This is a genomic window from Pelagerythrobacter marinus (genome assembly GCF_009827515.1).
In the GTDB taxonomy this organism is placed as follows: Bacteria; Pseudomonadota; Alphaproteobacteria; order Sphingomonadales; family Sphingomonadaceae; genus Pelagerythrobacter; species Pelagerythrobacter marinus.
Window position 1 is genome coordinate 180,865 of the sequence record NZ_WTYO01000001.1, and the last position, 23,108, is coordinate 203,972.

25 protein-coding genes are annotated in these 23,108 nt (G+C 69.2%); 15 read left to right on the top strand and 10 right to left on the bottom strand.

The window, feature by feature from the left end; all coding sequences use genetic code 11:
• Window positions 1-12: 12 nt before the first annotated feature.
• Window positions 13-921, top strand: a complete 909-nt coding sequence (locus tag GRI72_RS00825) for a sugar kinase (RefSeq protein ID WP_160732040.1) — start codon at window positions 13-15, stop codon at window positions 919-921.
• On the opposite strand, the gene GRI72_RS00830 is transcribed toward GRI72_RS00825, so the two are convergent.
• The 4 genes from GRI72_RS00830 to GRI72_RS00845 form a co-directional block, all read right to left on the bottom strand.
• Window positions 908-3,001, bottom strand: coding sequence for a catalase (locus tag GRI72_RS00830; RefSeq protein WP_160732041.1), 2,094 nt, complete (start codon window positions 2,999-3,001; stop codon window positions 908-910). The two genes, GRI72_RS00825 and GRI72_RS00830, sit on opposite strands and share 14 nt — an antisense overlap.
• A 66-nt stretch (window positions 3,002-3,067) precedes the next feature.
• Entirely contained in the window at window positions 3,068-3,865 is a 798-nt protein-coding gene (locus GRI72_RS00835; protein WP_160732042.1) for an SDR family NAD(P)-dependent oxidoreductase, read from the bottom strand.
• Window positions 3,866-3,867: 2 nt separating this feature from the next.
• Complete coding sequence (locus GRI72_RS00840) at window positions 3,868-5,049, bottom strand: zinc-dependent alcohol dehydrogenase (protein WP_160732043.1); 1,182 nt, start codon at window positions 5,047-5,049, stop codon at window positions 3,868-3,870.
• Window positions 5,046-5,696 (bottom strand): SRPBCC family protein, encoded by a 651-nt coding sequence (locus GRI72_RS00845; protein ID WP_160732044.1) that lies wholly within the window; start codon window positions 5,694-5,696, stop codon window positions 5,046-5,048. Before GRI72_RS00845 ends, GRI72_RS00840 begins: the two co-directional genes overlap by 4 nt.
• Window positions 5,697-5,914: 218 nt before the next feature.
• Between GRI72_RS00845 and GRI72_RS00850 the strand changes: the two genes are divergently transcribed.
• The 9 genes from GRI72_RS00850 (at window position 5,915) to pal (ending at window position 11,745) form a co-directional block, all read left to right on the top strand.
• Window positions 5,915-6,445 (top strand): DUF892 family protein, encoded by a 531-nt coding sequence (locus tag GRI72_RS00850; RefSeq protein ID WP_160732045.1) that lies wholly within the window; start codon window positions 5,915-5,917, stop codon window positions 6,443-6,445.
• Between the two features lie 119 nt (window positions 6,446-6,564).
• The gene (locus GRI72_RS00855; protein WP_160732046.1) at window positions 6,565-6,879 is read left to right on the top strand and encodes a phosphoribosyl-ATP diphosphatase; all 315 of its coding nucleotides are present in this window, start codon (window positions 6,565-6,567) and stop codon (window positions 6,877-6,879) included.
• On the top strand, window positions 6,879-7,256 hold the full coding sequence (locus GRI72_RS00860; protein ID WP_160732047.1) for a histidine triad nucleotide-binding protein: 378 nt from the start codon (window positions 6,879-6,881) through the stop codon (window positions 7,254-7,256). The genes GRI72_RS00855 and GRI72_RS00860 overlap by 1 nt, the downstream gene beginning before the upstream one ends.
• A 59-nt stretch (window positions 7,257-7,315) precedes the next feature.
• Entirely contained in the window at window positions 7,316-7,777 is a 462-nt protein-coding gene (locus GRI72_RS00865; protein ID WP_160732048.1) for a YbgC/FadM family acyl-CoA thioesterase, read from the top strand.
• On the top strand, window positions 7,774-8,469 hold the full coding sequence (gene tolQ, locus GRI72_RS00870) for a protein TolQ (RefSeq protein WP_160732049.1): 696 nt from the start codon (window positions 7,774-7,776) through the stop codon (window positions 8,467-8,469). The genes GRI72_RS00865 and tolQ overlap by 4 nt, the downstream gene beginning before the upstream one ends.
• Window positions 8,469-8,912: an ExbD/TolR family protein gene (locus tag GRI72_RS00875; protein WP_160732050.1), complete on the top strand. Its 444-nt coding sequence runs from the start codon at window positions 8,469-8,471 to the stop codon at window positions 8,910-8,912. Before tolQ ends, GRI72_RS00875 begins: the two co-directional genes overlap by 1 nt.
• Before the next feature lie 10 nt (window positions 8,913-8,922).
• Window positions 8,923-9,741, top strand: a complete 819-nt coding sequence (locus GRI72_RS00880) for a TonB C-terminal domain-containing protein (protein WP_160732051.1) — start codon at window positions 8,923-8,925, stop codon at window positions 9,739-9,741.
• Window positions 9,738-11,159 carry a Tol-Pal system beta propeller repeat protein TolB gene (gene tolB, locus GRI72_RS00885; RefSeq protein WP_160732052.1) on the top strand — a complete coding sequence of 474 codons (1,422 nt, stop codon included), beginning with the start codon at window positions 9,738-9,740 and terminating at the stop codon, window positions 11,157-11,159. The genes GRI72_RS00880 and tolB overlap by 4 nt, the downstream gene beginning before the upstream one ends.
• Window positions 11,160-11,232: 73 nt before the next feature.
• Window positions 11,233-11,745: a peptidoglycan-associated lipoprotein Pal gene (gene pal / locus GRI72_RS00890; RefSeq protein WP_160732053.1), complete on the top strand. Its 513-nt coding sequence runs from the start codon at window positions 11,233-11,235 to the stop codon at window positions 11,743-11,745.
• A gap of 63 nt (window positions 11,746-11,808) precedes the next feature.
• Here the strand turns inward: pal and GRI72_RS00895 are convergent, their stop codons facing one another.
• A complete protein-coding gene (locus tag GRI72_RS00895; protein ID WP_160732054.1) occupies window positions 11,809-11,985 on the bottom strand; it encodes a hypothetical protein in 177 nt (58 codons plus the stop codon).
• A gap of 202 nt (window positions 11,986-12,187) precedes the next feature.
• Between GRI72_RS00895 and GRI72_RS00900 the strand changes: the two genes are divergently transcribed.
• Window positions 12,188-12,721, top strand: coding sequence for a J domain-containing protein (locus GRI72_RS00900; RefSeq protein WP_160732055.1), 534 nt, complete (start codon window positions 12,188-12,190; stop codon window positions 12,719-12,721).
• Window positions 12,722-12,999: 278 nt separating this feature from the next.
• On the opposite strand, the gene GRI72_RS00905 is transcribed toward GRI72_RS00900, so the two are convergent.
• The 3 genes from GRI72_RS00905 to GRI72_RS00915 all read right to left on the bottom strand — a co-directional run bounded on the left by GRI72_RS00905 (window position 13,000) and on the right by GRI72_RS00915 (window position 16,802).
• Complete coding sequence (locus GRI72_RS00905; protein WP_237486656.1) at window positions 13,000-13,899, bottom strand: ATP-grasp domain-containing protein; 900 nt, start codon at window positions 13,897-13,899, stop codon at window positions 13,000-13,002.
• A complete protein-coding gene (locus GRI72_RS00910) occupies window positions 13,899-15,218 on the bottom strand; it encodes a cystathionine gamma-synthase family protein (RefSeq protein WP_160732056.1) in 1,320 nt (439 codons plus the stop codon). The genes GRI72_RS00905 and GRI72_RS00910 overlap by 1 nt, the downstream gene beginning before the upstream one ends.
• 165 nt (window positions 15,219-15,383) lie before the next feature.
• Window positions 15,384-16,802: an SLC13 family permease gene (locus GRI72_RS00915; protein WP_160732057.1), complete on the bottom strand. Its 1,419-nt coding sequence runs from the start codon at window positions 16,800-16,802 to the stop codon at window positions 15,384-15,386.
• Window positions 16,803-17,030: 228 nt separating this feature from the next.
• Here GRI72_RS00915 and GRI72_RS00920 point away from each other — a divergent pair, with 228 nt between their 5' ends.
• The gene (locus GRI72_RS00920; RefSeq protein WP_160732058.1) at window positions 17,031-17,702 is read left to right on the top strand and encodes a hypothetical protein; all 672 of its coding nucleotides are present in this window, start codon (window positions 17,031-17,033) and stop codon (window positions 17,700-17,702) included.
• 51 nt (window positions 17,703-17,753) lie between these two features.
• On the opposite strand, the gene infC is transcribed toward GRI72_RS00920, so the two are convergent.
• Window positions 17,754-18,233: a translation initiation factor IF-3 gene (gene infC, locus GRI72_RS00925; RefSeq protein WP_202388900.1), complete on the bottom strand. Its 480-nt coding sequence runs from the start codon at window positions 18,231-18,233 to the stop codon at window positions 17,754-17,756.
• A 152-nt stretch (window positions 18,234-18,385) separates the two neighbouring features.
• Window positions 18,386-19,081 (bottom strand): ligase-associated DNA damage response endonuclease PdeM, encoded by a 696-nt coding sequence (gene pdeM / locus GRI72_RS00930; protein ID WP_160732059.1) that lies wholly within the window; start codon window positions 19,079-19,081, stop codon window positions 18,386-18,388.
• Between the two features lie 46 nt (window positions 19,082-19,127).
• Here pdeM and hemF point away from each other — a divergent pair, with 46 nt between their 5' ends.
• The 3 genes from hemF (at window position 19,128) to GRI72_RS00945 (ending at window position 23,108) form a co-directional block, all read left to right on the top strand.
• Window positions 19,128-20,006 (top strand): oxygen-dependent coproporphyrinogen oxidase, encoded by an 879-nt coding sequence (gene hemF, locus GRI72_RS00935; RefSeq protein ID WP_160732060.1) that lies wholly within the window; start codon window positions 19,128-19,130, stop codon window positions 20,004-20,006.
• A 73-nt stretch (window positions 20,007-20,079) separates the two neighbouring features.
• The gene (locus GRI72_RS00940) at window positions 20,080-21,105 is read left to right on the top strand and encodes a hypothetical protein (protein WP_160732061.1); all 1,026 of its coding nucleotides are present in this window, start codon (window positions 20,080-20,082) and stop codon (window positions 21,103-21,105) included.
• An 83-nt stretch (window positions 21,106-21,188) separates the two neighbouring features.
• Window positions 21,189-23,108 carry a M1 family metallopeptidase gene (locus GRI72_RS00945; protein WP_160732062.1) on the top strand — a complete coding sequence of 640 codons (1,920 nt, stop codon included), beginning with the start codon at window positions 21,189-21,191 and terminating at the stop codon, window positions 23,106-23,108.

Genomic DNA, 23,108 nt, shown 5'->3' on the forward strand with positions numbered 1-23,108 from the left:
GGAACGGACGGGATGAAGACGTTCATCGTCGGCGAGGCCATGCTGGAATACCACAGTCACGGGGGCACCGGGCTGCGGTATGGCGGGGATACGCTGAACACCGCGATCCACATGGCCCGGCGCGGCCTCGACGTGGCCTATGTCACTGCGGTCGGGACCGACCCGGTCAGCGACGCGCTCGTCCGGGCCTGGGCAGAGGAGGGGATCGACGTCACCCACGTCCACCGCCATCCCGACCGTTCGCCCGGCATCTACGCAATCCATCTCGACGCGGCGGGGGAGCGCAGCTTCCTCTACTGGCGCGACGCCAGCGCCGCGCGCGAGATGTTCGCGCTACCCGGCATGGAGCGCACGTTGGCGGCAGCGCAGGACTGCGACCTTGTCTATTTCAGCCTGATCTCGCTCGCGGTGATCGGCGATGCCGGGCGCGAGGCGCTGCTCGGCCTGGCACGCGCGCGCAAGGCGGCGGGGCGGGCGGTCGCATACGACAGCAATTACCGCCCGCGCCTCTGGCCCGATGCCGGCCAGGCGCAGGCGGCCTCGCTGGCGGCGGCGGGGGCGGCGACCATCGGCCTGCCGACCAACGTCGACGAGCGGGAGCTGTTCGCCGACGCGGCGGACGAGCCGGCGATCGCCGCGCGCTGGCACGCCGCGGGCTGCGACGAGGTGATCGTCAAGGCGGGGGAGCGCGGCTGTTTCCATTCCGGGCCGGACTGCGCGCAGGCTTTCCCGGTCGCGCCGGTGCGCGTGGTGGATTCGAGCGGCGCGGGCGACGCCTTCAATGCCGGCTACCTCCACGCCCGGCTGACCGGCGCCGACCGCGACCGCGCGATCGCGGCCGGCCAGGCGCTGGCGGCCGAAACGCTCGGCCATCTCGGCGCGATCGAAGTCGGCCGCCGCCGCGCGCTCAATCCTGCTTGACGCTCTCGCGGTCCCAGAACCGCAGCTGGCCGCACTTCTCGATGAAGGCCTTCGCTGCCTTCTCGCCCGATGAGACATCGACGAAACCGTCGTCCATCCAGTTCCACACCCCGGCCGTTTCGAACAGAGGTTGGACCGTGGGGACATAGGCGACGAACTTGGCGTGGGCGAAGGCGTCGTAGACGAAATCGACGCTCGGCTTGTCGGTGTTGTAGCGGCGGGCCGATTCCTCGCTCATCACCACGGCCACCGCGTCATAGGTGACCGAGGGGCCGCCATCGATCTTCTCGTCGGCTTCCATCATGCTGCCGTCGGACAGCCTGGCCCCGGCCACGTGCGGGGCGACGATTTCCACCATGCCGCCAGCATCCTGCGCCGCCTGCTTCAAGGCCGCGACGACATCGGCATCGGCGCCTTCGGCGATGTAGATGCCCAGCTTGCGTCCCTCGAAACTGTCGGGGCCGTTCCTGACGATCGACAGCGCGGGGCTCTCGGGCAGGTCGGTGATCGGTTCGCGCGCGGCCGGCACTTTCTCGGGCAGCTGTTCCAGGCCGATGCCGTCGGCCACCTCCTGCGCCAGCCCCTCGTCGATATGGCGCAGGTGGCCGATCATGCGCTTGCGGATATCCATGCGTTCCACCTTCGACAGTTCGAAGGTCAGCGCATTGGCCATGTGCGTCTGCTCGACGGGGGTCTGCGAGACGTAGAACTGGCGCGCCTGGCTGTAGTGGTCGGCAAAGGTCTCGCTCCGCACGCGGACCTTCGGCCCGCCCACATCCGCGGGGTAGGACGTGAAGCCGCGCTCCGGGCAGGCGCGCGGGCCGCGGCCCTCGTTCGGCTTGTCGGTATCGCCCCAGCTATTCGGCTCGTAATTGGCACGCCCTTTCGGGTTGTGCATCGCCATGTGCCCGTCCTGCTGGAAATGGCGCACCGGGCATTTGGGCGCGTTGATCGGGATATGGGTGAAGTTCGGGCTGCCCAGCCGCTTCAGCTGCGTGTCGAGATAGGAGAAGTTGCGCCCTTGCAGCAGCGGGTCCTCGGTGAAATCGATGCCGGGCACGATGTTCTGCGTGCAGAAGGCGACCTGTTCGGTCTCGGCGAAGAAGTTGTCGACATTGGCATCGAGCGTCAGCGTGCCGATGATCTCGACCGGGACCTGTTCCTCGGGAATGATCTTGGTCGCGTCGAGCACGTCGAATTCGAACTGCTCGGCGAATTCCTCGTCGAACACCTGGATGCCCAGGTCCCATTGCGGGAAATCGCCCGCCTCGATCGCGTCCCACATGTCGCGGCGATGGAAGTCCGGGTCCATCCCGTTGACCTTCAGCGCCTCGTTCCAGATCACCGATTGCAGCCCCAGCCGCGGCTTCCAGTGGAACTTGACGAAATGCGCCTCGCCCTTCTCGTTGACGAGGCGGAACGTGTGCACGCCGAAACCTTCCATGAAGCGGAAGGAACGCGGGATCGTCCGGTCGGACATGATCCACATGACCATGTTCATCGATTCGGGGGAGAGCGAGATGAAGTCCCAGAAATTGTCGTGCGCGGTCTGGGCCTGGGGGAAGCCGCGGTCGGGCGCCGGCTTGGCGGCGTGGATCAGGTCGGGGAACTTGATCGCGTCCTGGATGAAGAAGACCGGGATATTGTTGCCGACGAGGTCCCAGTTGCCTTCCCTGGTGTAGAACTTGGTCGCGAAGCCGCGCACGTCGCGCGCCAGGTCGGGCGAACCCTTGTTCCCCGCGACGGTGGAGAAGCGCGTGAAGGTGGGCGTCTTGACCCCGACCTCGTTGAAGATCGCCGCGCGCGAATATTCGGGGATCGCCTTCTTCAGCTCGAAATGGCCGTGAACCCCGTATCCGCGGGCGTGGACCACGCGCTCGGGAATGCGCTCGTGATCGAAATGGAAGATCTTCTCGCGCGCGACCTGGTCCTCGACCAGCTGCGGCCCGCGCGGGCCGGCGGTCAGCCAGTTCTGGTCGTCGGCCACCGGCGCGCCCTGCGCGGTGGTCATCACGTCGTCGTCGCCGCGCGGCTCCTGGTGGTTGGCGCCGCCTTTCGACAGCTTGAAATCATCGCTCATGTTCGTCTCCGCTCGTAGGGTGGGGGGCGACCCGGTGCGCCGTGGAGTATGGAGGGCAGGAAGGTCTCAGCGCGCATCCTCCGGCTCCGCCATCCGGCGGTGCATCTGCGCCAGCACGGTATCGGGGATGATCCCTGCGAGAGTATCCTGCACCTTGTTCATGAATCCGCTGACCGTGTGCGCGTCGCCGCCCAGCAGCGCCTCGTATCCGTCCTGCGCGACCTTGGCCGGGTCGGCCTTGTCGTCGTCCTGCCCGACGTCGGTGTTTTCCATCCCCGCGCGGGCGAAGAAGCGCGTGTCGGTCGGCCCCGGCATCAGGCAGGTGACCGCGACGTCGGTGTGCTTCAGCTCGTTGCGAAGGCCGAAGCAGAAATAGTCGATGTAGCTTTTCGTGCTGTTGTAGACGAGCTGATAGGCGCCGGGGATGTGCCCGGCGATCGACCCGGTCACGAGGATCCGGCCGGCGTTGCGGGCCACCATCTTCCGCCCGATCGCGTGAAGAAGCCAGGTCGTCCCCGTGACATTGGTGTGGATCACGTGGGCAATGTCGGCCCAGTCCTGTTCGACGAAGGCCCGGCCCAGCCCGTGCCCGGCATTGGCGATCAGCACGTCCACCTCGCGATCCCCGATCGCGGCCATCAGCTGTTGCAGGCCCTCGCGCGTGGCGAGGTCGGCCTGCACCGTTTCGACCGAGGGCGCCCCCGCGTCGCGCGCGGCGGCTTCCGCCTCGTCGAGCGGCCGGTCCGCCGCGAGCAGCAGGCTGCACCCGTCGCGCGCGGCGAGCCGCGCCAGTTCCAGCCCGATCCCGCTGGAAGCGCCGGTGACGAGGACGAAGCCGGCCAGCCGTTCGATCCTGTCCGCCATCGTCAGTGCTCCATCCCGGGCTTCAGCACGACCTTGGTCCAGGTGTCCTGTTGTTCCTTGAAGTTCCTGTAGCCGTCGGCCGCCTGCTCCAGCGGCAGCCGGTGGCTGATGAGAAAAGTCGTATCGAGCGTGCCGTCCTCGATCTTGTCGAGCAGTTCGCCGGTGTATTTCTGCACGTGGGTCTGGCCCGAGCGGACCTGCAGCCCCTTTTCCATCAGCGCGCCGAGCGGGAACTTGTCCGTCATCCCACCATAGACGCCTGGGATCGAGACGCGCCCGCCGGGGCGCACGGCGAGGAGCGCCTGCTTGATCACGCGCGCGCGGTCCGCGCCGATGCCGACGGTCTGCTTGGCAATGTCGAGCATGTTGTCGACGGCGAAGCCGTGCGCCTCCATCCCGACCGCGTCGATCACCGCGTCGACGCCGATCCCGCCCGACATTTCCAGCAGCGCCTCGCGCACGTCGGTGGAACGGAAATCGATCGTTTCCGCCCCCAGCTCGCGCGCCAGCTCCAGCCGGTGCGGGTAGTGGTCGATCGCGATGACTTTCGCCGCGCCCATGACGATGGCGGACTGGATCGCGAACAGGCCGACGGGGCCGCAGCCCCAGACCGCGACCGTGTCGTCCGGCTGGATCTGCGCGTTCTCCGCCGCCATCCAGCCGGTGGGCAGGATGTCGGAAAGGAACAGGACCTTCTCATCCTCCAGGTGATCGGGCACCGCGATCGGGCCGACGTCGGAAAAGGGCACGCGGACATATTCCGCCTGCCCGCCCGAATAGCCGCCCGTCAGGTGCGAATAGCCGAACAGCCCGCTCATCGGGTGGCCGTAGAGCGTGGCCGACATGTCCTGCTTTTCCGCAGGGTTGGAATTCTCGCAGGCCGAATACTGCTGCACCGCGCAGTGGAAGCACCCGCCGCAACTGATGGTGAAGGGCACGACGACGCGCTGCCCCTTCTTCAGCGTGGACTTGCTGCCGGTATCGACCACCACGCCCATGAACTCGTGGCCGAGAACGTCGCCCGCCTTCATGCCGGGAATGACCCCGTCGTAGAGGTGGAGGTCCGAACCGCAGATCGCGGTCGCGGTCACTTCGACGATCGCGTCGCGCGGGTTGACGATTTCCGGATCGGGCACGCTTTCGACGCGCACGTCCTTGGTTCCATGCCAGGTCAGTGCCTTCATGCCGCCTTCTCCTTCTCGGCTGCGCGGGTGTTTTCCTTGCGCGATGCGGACGTGGCGATCTCGCCCGTTTCCATCAGCATCTTGAACCGCTTGAGATCGTGGCGCGCCTGCACTTGCGGTTCGCGCATGAAGAGCTTGGCGATCGCCTTGCCCGCCTTTCCGCCCGGCGGGTCATAGGCGACGACCAGGGTGACGCGGGTGCCGCGGTCGCCGGGGGCGTCGGCAAAGGAAACCTCGCCCTGCGTCTCGATGTCGGAGCCTTCGACCGATCGCCAGGCGATCCGTTCGTCCTGCGTGTCCTCGACCACCTCGGTCTCGACATCGACCGTGGTCCCGCCCGGGGCCTTGATCGTCCAGACCGAACGCTTCCCGTCGTCGTCCTTCACGACGATCCGCTCGACGTTCTCCATCACGTCCACGAGGTTGGGGAAGGAACGCCAGAAGGCGTAGAGTTCGTTGCGGGGCCGGCGGATGGTCACCGACCGGCCGGCAATGTCCAGCGGGCCGTGGACGTGGCGGGCGGTATAGCCCGGGGCGCGGTCGCTGCCCTGGCGGCGCCGGTGGGCGCGCAGGCCGAGCACGAGCCCGCCGACCGCGAGGCCGAGGCCGGCCGCCGCCCCGGCGATCTGTCGCTTGCTGTCAGTCATGTCGATCGTCTCCTGTCTGACCAAGAGAGGCGAGAGCGGCACGATCCGTTCCGGGCCCGGGCCGGCGGCAGCTGCCCGATGCGACGAAGCGTGGCCGGGACAGGACGGGATCGAAAAACCCTGCAACAGGCCCGCCGCGGCGCGCCGGCGGCGTGCAATATATGTTCGGCGGCCATGAAAAACGGGAACGTTCGGTGCCCGTTTCCATTCCTTGTTGCATGTCTTCGCCCGAAGATCTCGACCAGTTCCTGCAGCTTTGCATGTGGGACATCGCCGCCGGTGCGCGGCAACTTTACCGGCGTCTTCCCGGCGTCGCCGAAAATGCCGAGGACGCGGGCCTGCAACTCGTGCTCAGCGAACTGGCATCGGTCGCGGGGATGTGCGCCGATCGCCTGTTCATGACCGGCGGCAAGCATTCCGGGCCGGACAACCTGTGGATGGCGGGCATTCTCGACGATGCGGAGCGCGACACGCGCACGATCGCCCCCGGGCCGCTGCTCGACCTCGCGATCGTGGGCGCCGTTCGCAAGGCGCTCCAGGCCAAGCTTGCCTCGATCGACACCGCCCATGCCACCGCGCGGGCGCTGGAGGATTCGACCAGCGGCGCCGCGCTCAAGCTCTCGCGGGCGGAGGCCGAGGTTCACGATCGCGAACTGGCCGACCTGCTCGATCGCCTCGCGGCCCAGGCCGCGCGCGGCGGCCGGGGCGGGGCGAGGGGCCGCCGACGCCGGGTAGGGGCCGCGGGCTAGGCTCGCCCGGACGCTGGCCCGGACAAGGCCGCTTTCACACTTGCAGCCCGGTGCAAACCGGCCCCCGATCGCCCGCGCGGGATTGACCGCGCGCGCCGCCATCCGCATGGCATGGCCGCATGGATGCACTGGCCCGTCTCGAACGCACGATCGCCCGGCGGCGCAACGCCGATCCCGATGCCAGCTACGTCGCCCGCCTGCACGATCGCGGCCTGCCGGTGATCGCGCGCAAGGTGGGGGAGGAAGGCGTCGAAGCGGCCGTCGCGGCCCTTTCCGGCTCGCGCGAGGAACTGGTGGGCGAGGCGGCCGACGTCCTGTTCCACCTCCTGGTCCTGCTCTCCGCGCGCGATATCGCCCTGGCCGACGTCCTGGCCGAACTCGACCGGCGCGAGGGGGTTTCGGGCCTCGACGAAAAAGCTTCCAGGAGCGAATGATGCCGATCGACGCGACCCAGCCTTACGACGACGACAATATCTTCGCCAAGATCCTGCGCGGGGAAATCCCCTCGACCAGGGTCTACGAGGACGAATGGGCCTATGCCTTCGAGGACATCGCCCCCCAGGCGGCGGTCCACACGCTGGTGATCCCCAAGGGCAAGTACGTCAGCTGGGACGATTTCAGCCAGCGCGCGAGCGATGCCGAGATCGCCGGTTTCGTGCGCGCGGTGGGCAAGGTCGCGCGGGACAAGGGGCTGGTGGAGCCCGGCTATCGCCTGCTCGCCAACCTCGGCCGGCACGGCGGGCAGGAAGTGCCCCACCTTCACGTCCATGTCTTCGGCGGCGAGCCGCTGGGGCGGATGATCGCGAAATAGCCACGGCTGACAGTTTCGTTTGCTTGGCGAGTCCGCGATCCGCTAAGGCGCGCGCCACGATGACGCTGCGTCCCACCCCGCCCGACGGCCTGATCGACGGCACCCGGCACCTCTACGCCGTGCGCGTCTATTACGAGGATACCGACCTGTCGCAGGTCGCCTATCACGCCAATTACCTGCGCTGGTTCGAACGCGCGCGGTCCGACCTGCTGCGCCGGCTGGACATCGACCAGCGCGCCGCGGTCGAATCGGGCGAAGGCGCCTATGCGGTGGCCGACCTCTCGATCCGATACCTGCGCCCGGCCCGGCTGGACGACGACATCGTGATCGAGACCCATTGCACCCAGCTGCGCGCCGCGAGCTGCCGCATGCACCAGCGCGCGCTGCGCGGCGACGAGCTGCTGGCCGAGGCCGACCTGAGGGTCGGCTTCGTCGCCCCCGACGGCCGGCCCCGGCGCCAGCCGCGCGCGTGGCAGGAAGCTTTCAAGTCCCTCCTCTCCAGCGAAGAAGAACCGCAATGATCCTATCGCAACTCGCGGCGGCAGCGCCGAACCGGCTCGACCCGGTGCAACTGTTCCTCGATGCCGACATCGTGGTCCAGCTCGTCATGGTCGGGCTGCTCGCCGCCTCCATCTGGACCTGGATGATCATCGTCTCCTTCTCCATGCGCATGGCCGGCGTGCGCCGCCGGGCGGACGCGTTCGAGGCCGATTTCTGGCGCACCGACGATTTCGACGGGTTCATGCAGCAACATGCCAAGCGCAACGTGCCGATCGCGCGGATCGCCGGGGCCGGGATGGCCGAATGGCGCCGCTCGACCAAGGGCGGGGTCAAGGACCGCGAGGGCCTTCGCGGCCGGGTCGCGCTGGCGATGGAAGGCCAGGTGGCCGAAGAGGCGGACGACCTCGCCCGCCGGCTGAACTTCCTCGCCACGGTCGGGTCGGTCGCGCCCTTCGTCGGCCTGTTCGGCACGGTCTGGGGCATCATGAACAGCTTCTTCCAGATCGGGGCGCAGGAATCGAGCTCGCTCGCGGTCGTCGCCCCCGGTATTTCGGAGGCGCTTTTCGCCACCGCGATCGGCCTCTTCGCGGCGATCCCGGCGGTCATCGCCTATAACCGCTTCAGCCACGCGGTGAACGCGTTCGAGGCGCACCTGCAGCGGTTCGCCGACCGCTTCCACGCCAGCCTGAGCCGCGAACTGGAGCGGATGTAATGGCGATGGGGCTCGTTCGCCCGGCGCGGCGCGCGCGGGGCAGCCGCCGCGCGCCGATGGCGGAAATCAACGTCACCCCACTGGTCGACGTCATGCTGGTGCTGCTGATCATCTTCATGGTCACCGCCCCGATGCTGACCGCCGGCGTGCCGGTGGACCTGCCCGACAGCCGGGCCAATGCCCTGCCGCAGGACCGGCAGGAAGTGACCGTCTCGATCACCGGCGACGGCACGATCTACCTCGACGACAGCCCGCTCGCCCCGGGCGAGCTGCCCGACCGGCTGGCCAACCTGGGCTGCGGCGTCGGGGCGGGACGGCAGATGACCCTGCGCGCCGATCGCGCACTCGATTACGGGCGCGTCATGGCGGTTATGGGGGAACTGAACCGGGCCGGCTGCAACCGCATCGCGCTGGTCACCCACGGTTCAGTTTCGGCCCCATAGCTGGTCCGAAATGGCAAGCTTCGCCCTGACCCGCGACGAGAAGATCGGCCTCGGCCTTGCCGTCGTGCTGCACGCCGCGCTGGTCGCCGTGCTGCTGGTCCAGCCGCGCGCATCGGACCCGCCGCCGATCCCCGAACGCATGGTCGTGAGCCTAGCCGAAGACGTCGGCCCGGTGTCGGTCGCGCCCGACCCGGTGGCGGAAAGCCGCGCGGCGATCGCGCCGAGGCTGAGCGAGCTGCCGGTGCCCGCGCCGCCGCTCGAAATCCCGCGCCCGGCGGAACTGGAGCGGCCGACCCCGCCCGAACGCCCCCAGCCGCGGGCCGAGGCTCCACCCGCGCGCGAGCGGCCGTCCCGTGAGCGGCCCCCCCGCGAACAGCCCCGGCGCGAAAGCCCGCCCGAACGCAGCGAGCCGCAGCGCAGCGGCGGCAGCCGGATAGGCAGCGATTTCCTGGGCGGCGCAGGATCGAGCACGACGACCGAGGAAACCCGCATTCCCGCCAGCCGGATCGGCGCCAGCGCCAAGGCGTCGCTGATCCAGGCCATCACCCGCCAGATCAAGCCGCACTGGTCGGCGCCGCAGGGGGTGGACGCGGACCGGCTGGTCACGGTTCTTTCCTTCCGCCTCAACGAGGACGGGAGCCTTGCGGGCACCCCGCGCGTAGTAAGCCAGTCGGGCGAAACGGCGGCCAACCGGCCGCAGAAGGCGCTCCACGCCGAACGCGCGATCCGCGCGGTCCAGCTCGCGGCGCCGTTCGACTTGCCGCCCGAATACTACAACGCCTGGAAATCCATCGACGGCGCCAGATTCGACAGGAACCTTTCGCGATGAAACCGATCCTTGCCCTTTTCACGCTCGCCCTTGCCGCCGCGCCCGCGGCGGCGCAGGATGCCCCGCCGACCCCCTCGGCCAGCGATCTCGGAACGCCCGTGCCCACCGGCGGGCAAGTGGAGACGATCGAACATGCCGAGGCGGAGGAAGGCGGCCTGACCTTCACCGTCACCGACGAAAGCGAGTGGCAGGATCTCGGCATTGCCATCCCGGGTTTCGCGACCGACCGCGACGCGCCGACGCCGGCCAATGCCTCGGGCACGGCCGCGCTGGGCAGGGAACTGGCGCGGGTGGTCTATAACGACCTGAAGAACAACGGGCTGTTCCGCCCGGTCGGGCCCGATGCATTGCCCCAGCCGACCTTCACCCAGATCACCGCGCCCAACTGGCCGACCTGGTCCAGCCGGGGGGCGGAAATGCTCGTCCACGGCTATGTCCGCGCGCGCGGCGACGGCAAGCTGGTGGTCGGCTGCTATCTCTACGACATGGCGCTGAAGAGCGAGCTGGTGCGCGAAGGCTGGGTCGTCCCGCCGGCGGACTGGCGGCGCGCAGCGCACAAGTGCGCCGATCTCGTCTATTCGCGCCTTTCGGGCGAAGACCCGTTCTTCGACAGCCGGATCGCCTATATCGCCGAGACGGGCCCCAAGGATAACCGGGTCAAGCGCCTCGCAATCATGGATTCGGACGGGGCGAACCACCGTTTCATCACCACCGGCCGTTCGACCGCGCTGACGCCGCGCTATTCGCCCGATTACCGCAGGCTGCTCTATCTCTCCTACGTCGATGGCAACCCGCGGATCTACGTCTACGACATCGGCTCGGGCCGGCAGACGCTGGTGACCGAGAACAGCAACCCGACTTTCGCCCCGCGCTGGAGCCCCGACGGGCGCTGGATCCTCTATTCGATGGCGGTCGGCGGCAATACCGACATCTACCGCGTTTCGTCCGAAGGCGGGCCCAGCGTGCGGCTGACCAATGCGCCGGGGATCGACATCGGCGGGTCCTATTCGCCCGACGGCAGCAAGATCGTGTTCGAAAGCGACCGTTCGGGATCGCAGCAGGTCTACGTGATGAACGCCGACGGTTCGAACCAGCGGCGGCTGACGTTCTTCGGCGGGCGCGCGGCGACGCCGGAATGGAGCCCGCGCGGCGACCAGATCGCCTTCACCCGCATCGCCGGCGATTTCAACATCGCGGTGATGAGCCCGGAAGGCCGCAACCTGCGGACGCTGACGAACGGCTGGCAGGACGAGGCGCCGACCTGGAGCCCGAACGGCCGCATCATCCAGTTCTTCCGCACCGAGCGCGGTTCGGGGCGGACGTCGCTCTGGCAGGTGGATCTCACCGGCCGCAACGAAAGGAGACTGCCGACGCCGGTGGACGCGTCGGACCCGGCCTGGGGACCGATTCTTCCCTGAGTGCATTCTTTGCTGTGTCACCCTTTGACGGGTCGTTGGGGTCGCAACCCAATCTTGGCATGAGGAAACGCCGATGAAACTACGCTTTGCAACCGTCGCCCTTCTCGCCGGCACCGCGGCACTGGCCGCCTGCAAGAAGGAACCGCCCGAATCGCTGCCGCCCGAACCGGCGCCGACGACCAGCGCGCCGACCGGCCCGACCCAGCCGGCCGGCCCGGTCCTGGGCACGCAGGCCCATTTCGAAAACGCGGTGAACGGCCAGAACGTGATCTATTTCGACACGGACCGTTACAACATCGACAGTGCCGACATGGCCGCACTGCAGACCCAGGCGCAATACCTGGCGCAGCACCCGAACATCTCGATCACGATCGAAGGGCACGCCGACGAACGCGGCACGCGCGAATACAACCTCGCGCTGGGCGAACGGCGCGCCAACGCGGCCAAGAACTACCTCGTCAGCCTGGGGGTGGCGGCCAGCCGCATCCGCACGGTTTCCTACGGCAAGGAACGCCCGGTCGCGCTCGGTTCGAACGAGGCGGCCTGGGCGCAGAACCGCCGCGCGGTCAGCGTCGTCGTCAACTGAGGCCCGGCTCGGTCGCGCCCGCGGCATCGGCATACCGGTGCATCGCGGCGCGGCCGGATCGGCTTACTGCGCGATGGCCGGCTGGATCGCGCCCGTGGTCGCGAAACCGGTCGCGAAACCGGCCGCGTCTGGCCCGGCGTCCCGGTGCGGGGCGGCAAGCGGGCCGGGGGTGCTGGCCATCGCGAACAGGGCCATGACCAGCACGCTCACCACGGCGGAAAAGGTCAACTGGCGGCTCATCGTTCGCAAGGCTCCTCGATCGTGTCGGCGGCGACCGGATCGCCGGCTCGGCTCGCGCCCTAGCCGGGCGCAGATGAACGGTTTGTTGCATTGCAGCAAAAAAATGCCGCGTCCCGCCATGTCCCCCGCGCTTCCCACCCGGTGCAACCATGCCTAGACTGGCAGCGATGACCATTCGACGAACGTCTTTCCGGGGCCCGGCATGAGCCGCGCCCGCCGATCCCTCGACTGGGGGTTTCCCCGCTGGCGCGGATATGGCTCCGCGCGCGAGGCGACGACCGTGCGCCTGTGCGACCGCCACGGGTGCGAGGAGCCGGGCGACTGCCCTGCGCCCAAGGCGCCCAACAGCCCCGACCGGTGGTATTTCTGCCAGCGCCACGCCGCCGAATACAATTCCAAGTGGGACTATTTCGAAGGGCTGGACAAGGCCGAGAAGGAAGCGCGCGCCAAGGCGGAGCGGGCGGAGAACGCCGGCTATGCCGAGGCGCAGCACTATGGCTGGAGCGGCAGCGGCGACGGTTCGCGCTCGGCCGACGAAATGCGCGCGCTCGACCTGCTGGGCCTGGAGGCCGACGCCGATTTCGCCGCGATCAAGAAGGCCTACCGCAACCGCGCCAAGGAAGTGCACCCCGACGTCAAGCCCGGCGATGCCGAGGCCGCGCGCCGGTTCCAGGCGCTCCAGGTCGCCTACGAGGTGCTGCGCAAGGCGGAAGAACGCCGCGAGTGGCGGGGGTAGGTTTCTGAGTCTAGTATGGTGGAAACGAAGTTCACATCATTGAAAAGCTCGTCACCCTGAACTTGTTTCAGGGTCCATTTCCCCTCCCGCACCGAAGGTTCTGGGAGGCGCGATGGATGCTGAAACAAGTTCAGCATGACGATGCTTTGGTGCGATGGGCTTCAGTTCCAGGTGACTAGACGGATCGACATTCAGATGATGGTGAGCCGAAAAGCTGCCATTTGCAGGCCGTCAGGGCTGGAAGCGCAGCTGTCCGAAGAAGACAATGACGGTCCGTCCTAGGCCGCGCCCACCGCCAGGCGTTCCTCCAGCGCCGCAGCCAGCCTCTCCCCCAGTTCCGGCCCCTGCTCGGGATAGAGGTAGGGCTCGATCAGCTCCGCCTCCATCACCGCCAGTTCGCCCGAGGGCAGGCGCACCATGTCGATCCGGGCGTAGAGCAGGTCGTCGAAGGGCAGGGCGGCGACCACCGCCGCCGCGTGCGCGAGATCGTCGGCCCCCGGGGCATAGGGCGTCTCCGTCCCGCCATAGAGCGACTGGATCCGGTATTCGCCCGCGGCCGCGCGCTTGTTGACCGCGTGGGAGAACTGCCCGCCGACGAAGACGAAGGTGAACTCGCCTTCCTCCAGGATCGCGGGCAGGAACGGCTGGATCATCGCCGCGCGGCCCATCGTCCACCCGTCTTCGGGCAGGGTGTCGCGGGTAAAGCTGTGCTGGCCCAGCCCGCCGGCGCCGATTCGCCGCTTCACCACCACCCGGTCGGTTTGGAGCGCGTCCATCGCCGCGGCCACTTCGGCCCGGCCGGCATCGTCGTGCCAGAGCGTCGGCACGGTCGTCGCGCCGGCCGCCTCGAGTTCGCGCAGGTAACGCTTGTCGAGGTTCCAGCGCACGGCCGCCGGCGGGTTGTGGACCGCCAGCCCGCGCGCCTCGAGGTCTTCCAGCCGGGCGAGGAACGCGTCGGCGCGGTCCTGGTAGTCCCAGGCCGTGCCCAGCAGGACGGCATCGATCCGGGCGAAGCGTTCGACCGGCGCGCGCCAGTCGATCTCCACCAGTTCCATCCCCCGCGCGGCGAGGGCCGGGCGCAGCGCCGCGACCTCGAGATCGTGCTCGAACGCGTCGCCGCGCCGCGGCCCGTCGCCGGGCAGGGTATCGGCGCAGGCGAGAAAACCGACCTGGATCATCAGACGGCTTCCAGCGCCTGGTTGAAGTCGCGGATCAGGTCGTCCGCATCCTCGATCCCGATCGAGATCCGCACGAGGTTGTCCGAAATGCCCAGTTCCGCCCGGCGTCCTTCGGGCACCGAGAGGTGCGTCATCGAGGCCGGGTGGCTGGCGAGCGTTTCGGTCCCGCCCAGGCTGACCGCCAGCTTGGCGACTTTCAGCGCGTCGAGGAAGCGGAAGCACTCGGCCTCGCCCCCCTCGATGAACAGCGAGAAGGTCGACCCCGCGCCGAAGCAGTGGCGCTGGTAGATGTCTTTCTGCCGCGCGTCCTTGATCATGCCGAGATAGCCGAGGCCGACGACCTTCGGATGCTGGGCCAGAAATTCGCAGACTTTCGCCGCGTTCTCACCCGCGCGCTGCATCCGCAGTTCGACCGTTTCGAGCGAGCGCAGCAGCATCCACGCGGTGTTGGGATCGGCGATCCCGCCCATCGTGTTTCGCAGGGTCCGGACCGGGTCCATCCAGCGCTTCGCCCCGGCCACGCTGCCGGCGACGAGATCCGAATGACCGCCGACGTACTTGGTCAGCGAATAGGCGACGATGTCCGCCCCGTTGTCGAGCGGGCGCTGCCACAGCGGGCCGAGGAAGGTGTTGTCGATCGCGATCGGCGTCACGTCGCCATCCAGCGCGGCATCGCGCGCATCGCGCACCGCCTCGATATCGACCAGGGCATTGGTCGGGTTGCCCGGGCTCTCGAGGTAGATCATCGCCACTTTGCCGCCCTGTTCATCGGCCTGGGCCTTGGCGCGGGCGAGCACGTCGTCCAGTTCCTCGCGCGTGGCGCCGGCGGGGAAATCGACATAGGTGACGCCGAAGCGCGACAGGACTTTCGCCACGAACCCCTCGCTCGCGGCGTAGAGCGGGCCCGAATGGACGATCACGTCGCCGGCCGAGACATAGGCGAGCATGAGGATGCAGATCGCGGTCATCCCGCTGGAGAAGGACAGGGCATCTTCCGCCCCGTCCCAGATCGCCAGCCGGTCTTCCAGGATTTCCTGGTTGGGGCCGTTGAAGCGCGAATAGACCAGCCCTTCCGCCCCGCCGGGGCGCAGGCCGGTGATCCCTTCGAAATGGCGCTTCCCCGCGGCCGCGCTCTCGAAGGCGAACGTGCTGGTGAGGAAGATCGGCGGCTTCAGCGAACCTTCGGACAGGGCCGGGTCGTAACCGTGGCCCATCATCAGCGTGCTGGGTTTGAGCTGGCGGCCGTCGATCCGCGTCGGTTCCGGCTTCGGGTTGCGGCGCGGGGTGGGCTTGTCGGTCGAATCGATCGCGTCGGGCATGGGAATGTCCTTCCTTGCGTCACGCTCCCAGGAAGGCAGGAGCCGAAATGGCGACCGCGCGGCGCCCGTTCCTAACCTCCGCAGGAACGCATCTCCGCCCGGTGCCGATAACATCGCCGCGAATACCGCCGCGCCTGCGCGGTTTCAACTCGCATGGGCAGGCGCTCAGCCGACGATCGCGGCCATTCCCCATACGCAGGCGACGATCAGGAAGATCCCGGCAATATCCAGCAGCACGCCGGCGCCGACCATGCGGGTGATGCGGATGTGCCCGGTGGACCAGGCGATCGCGTTGGGGCCGGTGCCCGCGGGCAGCATGAAGCCCCAGCTGGCCGCCAGCGCGGCGGGCATGGCCAGCAGGACCGGATCGGCGCCCAGCGCGACCACGAGGCTGGCGACGACCGGGACGATCGCGCTCGCGGTCGCGACATTGCTGGCGAATTCGGTCACCAGCACGACCAGCGCGACGATGGCCAGCGCGATCACGATCAGCGGCAGCGCCTCCAGCGGCAGCAGCGCCTGGCCCAGCCAGTCGGCGAGACCCGATGCCTGCATCCCCGCCGCCAGCGCCAGCCCGCCGCCGAACATCATGATGACGCCCCAGGGCGCGCGGTCGGCTTCCTTCCACAGCAGCATCGGCCGCCCGGTCCCGTCGGGCAGGACGAACAGCGCCAGCGCGGCGATGATCGCGATCGTCCCGTCGGTCCACGATCCCGGGGGCAGCAAGGGCGCGACCAGCAGCTGCGTCAGCCAGGCGAGGAACGTGATCGCGATGACCGGGACCAGCCGCCTTTCCGCCGCGGTCCAGGGCGCGCGGTCGTCGATCGCGGCGCGCGCGGCGGCAATGTCGAACGGGTGATCGGCGACCTTCTGCACCCGGCCGACGATCCACGCGGCCAGCGGCACGCCCAGCAGGACGACCGGCACGCCGTAGAGCATCCATTGCGCGAAGGTGATCCGCGTCCCCGTCATCGTGTCGACCAGCGCGACCGCGATCCCGTTGGTCGGCGATCCGACGATCGTGCCCAGCCCGCCGATGCTGGCGGCGAAGGCGATCCCCATCGGCAGCGCGCCGGCCAGCCCCTCGCGGTCTTCGCCCGGAAGGCCCCCGCCGGCGAGCACGGCCAGCGCCATCGGCATCATGATCAGCGCGGTCGAGGTGTTCGATATCAGCATCGAGAGCAGGGCGGCGCTGACCATGAAGGCCAGCAGCAGGCGCCCCGCGCCGCCGCGGCCGCTGCCGCCCACGCTTTTCAGGATCGCGAGGCTCAGCCGCCGGTGCAGGCCGGTGCGTTCGATCGCCAGCGCGATGAAGGCCCCGCCCAGCAGGAGGAACAGGATCGGCTCGTAATAGGCGCTGGCCGCTTCCTTCGCGGTCATGATCCCGGCCAGCGGCAGGACGACAAAGGGCATCAGCGCGGTCGCGGTCAGCGGGATCGCCTCGGTCATCCACCAGGCCGCCATCAGCACGACCAGCCCGGCGACGATCATCGCCTCGCGCGGCATTCCGCCGGGCAGGGGCGCGAACACGCTCCCCGCCAGGGCCGCGGCACCCACGGCCAGCCCGATACGCCCTGCGCTCAAAACCCCCAGCTCCCGTTCCTCGTGGCCCCTTGCCGGGGCGCCATCCCGTTGCCGGCAGAGTGCAGGGCGCGCAGCGCGGGCGCAACCGCAATCTGGCACCGCGACCGGTCGTCGCGTTCCGGCAAGGGGCGACCTTGCCCGAGCAGGCGGGGCAGGAGGGCAGGCGGCCGGGGAATGGCAGGTGCGCGTTCAGCCAATGCTAAACCCCCGCCTGCTATGCCCGGCGGCATGATCCGCACGATTGCCATTGCCGCAACGCTCGCCATCCTGCCGCTGGCCGCGCTCGTTCCCACCCCCGCGGGGGCCCAGTTCGCCGAACTGGTGCGCCAGCGGGCGGAAGGCTGGGAAATCGGCCCTTTCTACAAGGGGCGCAGCCGGTCGCCGGGAATGCCCGCGCGCGCGGTGCAGGCGGGGGACACGGCCTATTTCGACTTTCCCTGGCCCGATGCGCGCGCCGGCCATGTCCATTACGTCACGCGGCCGACCGGCCCGCTGACCGGGGCGCGGGAAATCGTCCTGCGTTACCGGATCGATGGGGAGCGCGGCGTGCGCTTCCACCCGCAGGAGCATCCGGACCGCAAGGCGACGCTGTCGCTCTATTTCCAGCGCCGGGGCGACAACTGGAAGGCGCGCGGCCGCTATGCCACCTATCGCTGGTATGCGCCGGAGGGGATGATGGGGCCGGTGACGCCGGGCACGCACGAAGTGCGCGTGCCGCTCGATGCGAACTGGGTCGCCGTGCTCGGGGCCACGAGCCACACCGCGCCCGGGGCCTTTGCCGATGCGCTCGACAACGCGGCACGGGTCGGCTTCGTCTTCGGTTCGCGCGGCGGCCGCGGGCACGGCGTCTATGCGACCGCGCCCGCGCGCTTCACGATTCTCGATTTCCGGGTCGAATAGAAGGCGTCCTCCCGCGCCGCCCCGGCCCGGCCGGGAGCGGCGGCGTCGCGCCTATTTCGGTGCCAGGACCATCAGCATCTGGCGCCCTTCGAGGCGGGGGAAAGCCTCGACCTTGGCGATTTCCTCCACGTCTTCCTGGACGCGGCGGAGCAGGTTCATGCCGAGCTGCTGGTGCGCCATCTCGCGACCGCGGAAACGCAGGGTGACCTTCACCTTGTCGCCGTTCTCGATGAACTTGTTCACGTTGCGCATCTTCACATCGTAATCGTGGTCATCGATGTTCGGACGCATCTTTATCTCTTTGATATCCTGCGTCTTTTGCGTCTTGCGCGCGGCATTCGCCTTCTTCTGCGCCTCGTACCGGTACTTGCCCACGTCGAGGAACTTGCACACCGGCGGGTCGGCGTTGGGCGAAACCTCGACAAGGTTCAGGCCGACGTCGGCGGCCTGCTCGATCGCTTCGCGGGTATACATCACGCCGAGGTTTTCGCCCTCGTGATCGATCACGCGAACCTTGTCGGACTGGATCATCTTGTCAAAGCGCGGGCCGCTCTTCACGGGCGGTTGGAATGAGCGCCGGGGTGGACGGGCTATGGGGCAGTCTCCTGGTGTTTGCCGTTGTCGAAGCGCCCCATGTAAGCCGAAACGCCGGGATTCGCTAGGGGCCTTGGCGCGAGGCGCGGCTAGGCCGCCTGGCGCCACAGCGGGAAGCGCGCCAGCCGCCCGCGCAGCGGCAGGACCGCGTCGATCCGCCGGGCCGGCTGCATCGCCGCGCGGATCGCCGGATCGGCCGCGTTCATGCCCCCGGTCAGCGCGCCGAATGCGGGCAGGATCATCCGCCCGCCGCCGCCTTCGCCCCCTTCGGACAGGACCGCGCAGGGGCGGCGGATGTGCCGTTCGCGCACGGTGACCTGCAGGCGCGGGTGATAGTGGCCCGACAGCTCGGCCCGCGTCTCGCCCGCGCGGGCCTGGTGGCGCAGGACGATCCCGGCGATTTCCAGCTCCTGCGCGATCGTGCCGCCGCTGCGCGCTTCCATCGCCGGGTCGTGGTTGCCGGTGATCCAGACCCAGTCGGTCGCGCGGGTCAGCGCGGCGAGCATTCCCGCCGCGTGATCTTCCAGCCGGGTGCTGCCCTGGCTGTCGTGGAAATTGTCGCCCAGGGTGTAGACGCGCCGGGCACCGGTCTCGCGGATCGCCAGCGCGACGCGTTCCAGCGTCTCGCGGCTGTCGTAAGGCGGCAGCATCTGCCCGTGCCGGGCGTAGAAGCTCGCCTTTTCAAGGTGCAGGTCGGCCACCAGCAGCGCCCGCTCGCGCGGCCAGTAGAGCGCGTTGGTGCGCGTGAGGGCAAATTCCTCGCCTGCGAACGAAAAGGGAACCATGGTCCGCTCTTGCCCCACGCCGCCGCGCTTGGCAAGGGTCGGGGCGATGACCGACTGGACGCCCCACACCGCCCGCGCGAAGGACTGGTTCGAGGACCTGCGGAATCGCATCTGCGCCGAGTTCGAGGCGATCGAGCGCGAGGCCGGGTCGCAGGCCGCGTTCGAATACGTTCCCTGGCAGCGGGAGGAGGAGGGGAACGACAACCCCGGCGGCGGCGTGCGCGGGGTGATGAAAGGCAAGGTGTTCGAGAAAGTCGGCGTGAACGTCTCCACCGTCCACGGCACTTTCGCGCCCGAGTTCGCGCGCACGATCCACGGGGCGGAGGAAAACCCCGCCTTCACCGCGACCGGGATCAGCCTGGTCGCGCACATGGCCAACCCGCATGTCCCGGCCGTGCACATGAACACCCGGTTCCTGACCACGGCCAAGGCCTGGTTCGGCGGCGGGGCGGACCTGAACCCCCCGCTTCCGCGGGCGGAAGACACGGAGGAATTCCACGCCGCGTTGCGCGCCGCCTGCGCCGCGCATAACCCGACCTATTACGAACGGTTCAGCAAGTGGGCCGACGACTATTTCTTCATCCCCCACCGCGGGGTGCATCGCGGGGTCGGGGGGATTTTCTACGACCACCTCGAATGTTCGGCGCAGGACGGCGAGGAGGGCGGCGAGGCCGCGGCCTGGGAACGCCATTTCGCCTTCACACGCGATGTCGGCAGCGCCTTCCTCGACGTGTTCCCGCGGATCGTGCGCCGGCGCATGGACGAGCCTTTCACCGAGGCGGACCGCCAGGCCCAGCTCGAATGGCGCGGCCGCTATGCCGAATTCAACCTCGTCTACGACCGCGGCACGCTGTTCGGCCTCAAGACCGGCGGCAATATCGACGCGATCCTGATGAGCCTGCCGCCGCAGGCCGTCTGGCGCTGAGCCCGCGGCGGGGCGATCCGGCGCCGCGCGATCCGCGATTGTGCCCGCCCGGCCCCGGGCCTATGATCGGGGCATGAGCGGATCGATCGCGCCGGACCTTTCCCGCGGCATCCCCCGGGTGCCCGCGCGCGCTGCGATCCTCCTCCTGCCCTTTGCGGTCGTCCTCGCCGGGCGGATCTTCAGCCATGGCGAGTGGGCGGCGGCCAACCCCCTGCCTTACGCCGCGCTGTTCCTGTGGCTCTGCTGCGAGGCGATCGGCTTCACGCTGATCCTTCGCGCGCCCCGCTGCCGGCCCGGGGCGGGTTTCGTCCTGACCGCGGCGGCCCTGGCCTGCGTGATCGTGCCGCTCGTATCGGCCGGGCCGGTTCGCAGCGCCCTGCTCGATGTCGCGGCCCTGCGCGTGGCGATGGCGCTGACGGTGCTGGCGTTCTGCGGCTGGAAGGCGGCCCTTGCGCTTTCCGCCTACCGCGCGGCGGCGGGCACTGCGGCGCAGCGCCTGGGCGCCGCCGCCGGGGCGATCCTTCCGTCCGGGCTGCTCCGGGTGGTGCGGCGCGAGGCCGAGATGCTGGGGATCGCGCTGTTCGCCTGGAACCGCGCGCCGCACTGCCCCGACAACGCCAAGGGTTTCGCCTGCCACGGCTATGCCGTCCCGGTGATCGCGGCCCTGGCCGTTCTCCAGGTGCTGGAGATCGCGGTCGTCCATTTCGTCGTGATGCAGCTCAATACCCTGGCCGCCTGGGTCCTGTTCGCGCTCGGGGCCTGGGGGCTGCTGTTTGTCGTGGCCTTCCTCAAGAGCCTGCGGCTGCGGCCGGTCCTGCTGCTCGGTTCCGGCGTTCTCGTGCGGTCGGGCTTCGTGGTCGAGATCTTCGTGCCTTACGAGACGATCGCTCGCGTCGAGGGCGGCTGGACGGGCTGCAAGCCGGAAGGGAAGGGCGTTCTCGACCTGTCGATCCTCTCCACCCCGAACGCGGTCCTGCACCTCGCGCGGCCCCTTGCGCGCGAAACGATGTTCGGCCCGCCGCGTCGCGTGACCACGATCGGCCTGCGGCTGGACGACGCGTCCCCCTTCCTCGCGGCCTTGCGCGCGCGAACCGGCTGATCGCCGGGCGGCTTGCCGTGGCCGATGGAAATGGACTAACCCCGCCGCCACCGTTTCCCTCCCCCCAGGCCGGAGTTTCCCCCATGCGTTTCGCGCTGCCCCTGCTGCTTGCCACCGTGTCCACCGCCGCCTGCACCCCGACGCTGGAGGCGCAGGCCCCCGCCGCCGCGCAGGCTGAGCGGCTGGTGGCGCCGATCCTGACCACGCCCGACGCGGTGGACAGCGCCACGTTCGCCCGGCCGCAGGTCGCGCGGGTCACGCACGTCGATCTCGACCTGGCACTCGATTTCGAGCGCAAGCGCGTCGCCGGCACCGCCACGCTGGACGTGCTCGCGCGCGCGGATGCCGGGGAAATCGTGCTCGACAGCAATGGCCTGGTGATCGACCGGGTCACCGACGGGCAGGGCCGGGCGCTGGCCTTCGAGGTCGGCGACCGGGTCGAGGGGAAGGGGGAGCCGGTCACCGTCTCGCTTCGCACCGACGAGGGGCAGGCGCGGCAGGTCGTGATCCACTATGCCGCCAACCCGCAGGCGAACGCGCTGCAGTGGCTCGCGCCCGAACAGACCGCGGGGGGCGAGCACCCGTTCCTGTTCAGCCAGGGGCAGGCGATCCTCAACCGCAGCTGGATCCCGACCCAGGACAGCCCCGGCATCCGCCAGACCTGGCGCGCGCGGATCACCGCGCCCGAACCGCTCGACGTGGTCATGTCGGGCGTCGCGCAGGGCGAGCCCGAGGCGCTCGGTAACGGGCGCCGCGCCTTCACCTTCTTGATGGACAAGCCTGTCCCGCCCTACCTGATCGCGATCGCCGCGGGCGACATCGATTTCCGCGCGATCGGCCCGCGTACCGGCGTCTGGGCGGAGCCCGAGGTGCTCGACCGCGCGCACCACGAGGTCGCCGATACCGAGGACATGGTGGAAGCGGCGGAGGAGCTTTACGGCCCTTACCGCTGGGGCCGCTACGACATGATCGTCCTGCCCCCGGCCTTCCCCTATGGCGGGATGGAAAACCCGGTCATGACGTTCCTGACCCCGACCTTCATCGCCGGCGACCGCAGCCTGACCGGGCTGGTCGCGCACGAGCTGGCCCATTCGTGGTCGGGCAACCTGGTGACCAATGCCGTCTGGGGCGACGGCTGGCTGAACGAAGGCGTCACGTCGTATTTCGAAAACCGGATCGTCGAGGCGATCTACGGCGAGAAGCGCGCCCGGCAGGAGGTCGCGCTCGATTACATGGCGATCCTCGATACGCTGGAGGAGGTCGGCCGCGACGCGCCCGGCACCGCGCTGCACCACCCGGAAGGGACCGACAGCGCGGGCAGCGCGATCGTCTACAACAAGGGCGCGGCCTTCCTGCGCACGCTGGAGCGCGAGGTCGGGCGCGAACGCTTCGACGCCTGGCTGCGCCAGTGGTTCGACAACCACGCCTTCCAGCCGGCGACCTCGAACATGATCTACGAGGACATGCGCACCAACCTCGCGCGCAATGCGGCGGAGGCGGAGCGGCTGATGCTGCGCGAATGGATCTTCGAACCCGGCCTGCCCGCGAACGTGGCGAAGCCCGACCCGGCGGCCTTCGCCGCGGTCGATGCCGCGTCGGCCGCCTATGCGGGGCAAGCGACGATCCCCGCGGCCGCGACCTGGCGCGGCTGGACTTCGGCCGAGCGGCAGCGCTTCCTGCGCCAGGTGCCGCGCGACCGCACGGCGCAGCAGCTCGCCGCGCTCGACCGGCAGCTCGGCCTCGCCGCGACCGGCAACAACGAGGAACTGTTCCTGTGGCTCGATCTCGCGCTGGCCAACCGCTACGCGCCCGCCGTGCCGCAGGCGGAAAGCTTCCTCGCCGAAGTCGGCCGGGCCAAGTTCGTCCGCCCGCTGTTCGTCACCCTGATGGGCGAAGGCGACTGGGGCCAGGCGATCGCCCGGCGCATCTACGCCGAAACCCGCCCCGGCTACCACGCGGTGACGCGCGGCAGCGTGGACCGGGTGCTCGGCTGGGAGGAGTGA